The organism is Nitrosophilus sp. (genome assembly GCF_982775275.1).
Map to the genome: position 1 here is coordinate 1 of NZ_CEXZHP010000197.1, position 2790 is coordinate 2790.

3 protein-coding genes are annotated in these 2790 nt (G+C 33.2%); all 3 read right to left on the reverse strand.

The window, feature by feature from the left end:
• Positions 1-38: 38 nt before the first annotated feature.
• A complete protein-coding gene (locus AC30RD_RS08075) occupies positions 39-1361 on the reverse strand; it encodes a type II toxin-antitoxin system HipA family toxin (protein ID WP_489493963.1) in 1323 nt (440 codons plus the stop codon).
• A complete protein-coding gene (locus tag AC30RD_RS08080) occupies positions 1358-1639 on the reverse strand; it encodes a helix-turn-helix domain-containing protein (protein ID WP_489493965.1) in 282 nt (93 codons plus the stop codon). Before AC30RD_RS08080 ends, AC30RD_RS08075 begins: the two co-directional genes overlap by 4 nt.
• Positions 1640-1759: 120 nt before the next feature.
• Positions 1760-2002 carry a ribbon-helix-helix protein, CopG family gene (locus AC30RD_RS08085; protein WP_489493966.1) on the reverse strand — a complete coding sequence of 81 codons (243 nt, stop codon included), beginning with the start codon at positions 2000-2002 and terminating at the stop codon, positions 1760-1762.
• Between the last annotated feature and the right edge of the window lie 788 nt (positions 2003-2790).

A 2790-nucleotide genomic window follows, 5' to 3' on the forward strand; every position in this document is an offset into this window, starting at 1 on the left:
ATAGACAATTTTTGTCTATCGGCGTATATTTTTGATAACTATCTTAACAATATCCTCTTTGCCAATTCGTTTGCAGTATTTATACTTTTTCTTTTTTTGGCAACTTTTTTATCGGGAAAATTATTAACCGAAAAAAGCTTTACGCTCTTTTTAAACTCCTCTATACTCTTTTTGGATACACCGATTTGCGATAACGTTTTATCGATGTTTGAAAAAGTTTCGCTTATCTCCTCTATCGCCTCTTTCATAAAATTTTTCTCAAGTCCTATACCGTAACCGCATTGGGCAAGATCGTTTAACTCTATATCGGCTGTTTTTTTGTTTATACTTATTTTATGTTCGCCAAATGTAGCCTTTCCGTAAGAGTATATAAGATCGTATGCGGGAGAAAGCCTCCACTCTCCTTTTGAGTTCATCAAAAAAGAGAAGTTTTTCAAATGATCATCGCAGTTTCTGCCCACTACGTTAAAAACCATTCTCTTAAACGCCTCTTTTACGCTTTGGAAATCTTTTGTCAAAGCAAAAACGATTTTGAAATATTCTTCATAGCTCGATGCGCCCTGTTCCGTGAAATCTTTGTGCAAAAGTCCGGCCAAAGTCGCTTTGTGCAGTTTTTTTTCTCCCATAAAATTTCTGTCGAATCTTTTTACGGCAAAATGGGTTTCGTTGTCTGTTGTTATTAGTTCTATATCTGTAATGTCAATTCCAACCTTTTTAGCCAACAGCATATAAGCGTATTCGATTTTCGTAAACTCTTTATCCTTTTCGTCAAACTTTACGATCCAATATTCAAAATCGTTGCTATCTTCATCAACAAACGATCCTATTTTCATAATATCTTTTTTCCTGTTCCATAAAACGGAAGCTTTGGGTCTTGCTCCGCCCGGTGAGGGGTGTCTTAATACAACCTCTTTTATCGCCTCTTTGCTTGAGCCTTCTATTATCTCTCTTACGCTTTTTATATACTCTTTTAACTTTACTCCTATAAATTCAAACTCTTCGTTTTCGGGCGGATAATACTCTATCGCTCCTACGGAATTTGTGCCTATATAAGCCAATTTGTCCAAAACGGATATTCTAAAGTTTTTAGCGCCCAATTTCTGTTCGAAATATCTTTGCATAAGAATATTTCCGAAACTATCGGGCAAAGAGTCGGCAAATATTCCGGGAAGCCCGTTAAAAGCCATACTGTCGTAATAGTTAAATACTCTATCGGGCGCAAATGGAAGCCTAAAAGGAGATATCGGAAGCCTCTCGCCGTCAAACTCTTTAAAATATTGAAACTCTACTTTGTTTTTTCCTTCGTATATTACGCCGATTTCCTGATCGAATATTGCGGGTATGATATATCTTTCTCTCATTTTTTACTCTTTTTTCTAATCTCTTTTACTATCTCTACGGGAGTTTTTTCCTGCGGAATCAAAATTTTTTCTATTTCGTCTCCTCTTCCAAGCACCGCTAAAATCTTTGCGAAATGTCTCAAAGAGCCTTCGCCCGATTGTTCTATTCTTGCGTAAGTCGATAGCGGAATATCGGCTCTTTTTGCCATCTCTTTTTGCGTCCAGCCTTTCTGTTTTCTTGCTATCTTTATACGCTTGGCTATTATCTCTTGAATGTCATTTGGAGTATAAAAAAACATATTTGCTCCGCAACTAATATTTTAGTTATTTTTTAATATTTTAGCATAAAAAACTAATATATTGGTAATTATTCCATAAATCCCAAAATTATTTTCGTTTTATGATATATCTCCCCTCTTTTAATCATCGCCTAGTCCGTCAAGGTTGGTTTCTTCCCACTCTTTCATCTGCTTTTTTATATCCTCTCTGACTTTAAGCGATGCTTTTTGAATCTTTTTTTTCAAACTCTTTTTATATAGATTTTTTTCATACTCTTTAACCGCTTTTCTAATAAGTTCGCTTTTGGATATGTGAAGAGTTTTAGCCAAATTTGAGATTTCCTCGAAAAAATCGTCATCCGTTTTTAACGTAATCGTTTTCATCGGCAAACTCCTAATTAATATGGTATTACTATTTTAATTACATTATAAACAATGGTTGGGGTTTGTCAAATTACCAAATTTTGGAGTTTTAATTTAAAAAAAAATTTGCTATAATGGTAGCAGATGATCAGGAAGCCGAAAGGGTTACCTTCGAGGGTTGCCTCCCTCTCCCGACAATCAGCTTCAAGATCAAACTGCTAAAGAGGGTTCAGACTACTTTTTATTTCAGCAGTTCTTCGATTAGCCGAAGGACTGCTACTGCAACTTTTAATATCAAACACCCTGCTTCATTATAGCTTTAAAAGCCTGTAATATAAAAACCTTAAACTATAAATAAAAGGTAACATAATATAATACCAATAAAAAGTAACATAATATAATACCGATCTACCTTGTAAAATTCCCTATTTAAGGGCTTTTGTATTGATATAAGTCAAAAATCGGCAAATAAAAGGTAACATAATATAATACCGATTTTAATTTTTTCCACTTTCTCTTATAGATATATAGTTATTTCTTTTATAGTTAATAGATAATAAATAAGTAAAAGTATAAAATTCAATTATTTTCAGTTTTTTTTCTTTTAATTTTTACTTATAGGGGGAAAGCATTCATATTTCAATTTTAAGTATTACAGCTGCTTTTGTGTTTATTTTTCCAAGAACTTGCAAATGTCAAATATCGTTTGCTTTTATTTTTTAAAATTTGTATTGTAGGTGGCTAAAGCAGTGAAACGAGACTACTCATATTTTAACCTCATTTAAATCTTTTTCCACAAAATCTTTTAT